The following is an 809-nucleotide window of genomic DNA, read 5'->3' as shown; positions in this document are numbered from 1 at the left end:
ATCCAGGGCGCGCTGCTGATCATCGCTGCACTCTACGTCCTCATCAACTTCGCCATCGATATGCTCTACCTCGTCGTCGATCCAAGGGTGCGCTACTAATGGCCGATATTGCAACCAACGCCGTGGCAAGCGAGCGCTCAAAGTTTTTCCGGATATTGATCCGGCGCAAGACCGTGCTGTTCGGGCTGATCGTTCTCGCTATCTTCGTGCTCCTTGCGGTCTTCGCACCCTTGATCACACCCTATTCACCGAGCAAATTGTCCATCGTCAACCGTCTGAAGCCGCCGAGCATGAAGTGGTTCTTCGGCACGGATGAATTCGGCCGCGACGTCTTCTCGCGGACGATCTTTTCGGCACGGTTGTCACTACTGGTCGGTTTCGCGGTGGTGGTGCTTGCATCACTGATCGGTGTGACCCTCGGCATCCTCGCTGGATTTTTCCAGAAGTTCGATGCGCCGATTACCCGCCTTATCGACGCGATGATGGCCTTTCCGGATATTCTGTTGGCGATTGCGCTCGTTGCGGCACTCGGGCCATCGCTGACCACGGTCATTGTCGCGCTCAGTATCGTCTATGCGCCGCGCCTCGCTCGTATCGTTCGTGCCTCCACATTGGTCATTCGTGAACTGCCCTATGTGGAGGCGGCGACATCGCTTGGAATCTCCACGCCGCATATCATGACGCGGCATATCCTGCGCAATCTGCTATCGCCGATTCTCGTGCAAGGCACATTCCTGTTCGCCAATGCCATGCTCGCGGAAGCGGGTCTCTCATTCCTCGGGCTTGGCGTCAGTCCGGAAGTGCCAACC

The 809-nt window shown here is 57.4% G+C and carries 1 protein-coding gene and 1 pseudogene; both read left to right on the top strand.

Annotation, left to right across the window (positions count from 1 at the left end; translation table 11 throughout):
* Positions 1-99, top strand: a pseudogene (locus ACXJ5O_RS28700) (ABC transporter permease); the annotation flags it as partial.
* Positions 99-809: ABC transporter permease (locus ACXJ5O_RS28695; protein ID WP_457302871.1), on the top strand; the 711-nt coding region annotated here is incomplete at its 3' end. The pseudogene ACXJ5O_RS28700 and the gene ACXJ5O_RS28695, both read left to right, overlap by 1 nt.

This window comes from Phyllobacterium sp. P5_D12, assembly GCF_054049495.1.
This window is presented reverse-complemented; position numbering and strand designations above follow the sequence as displayed.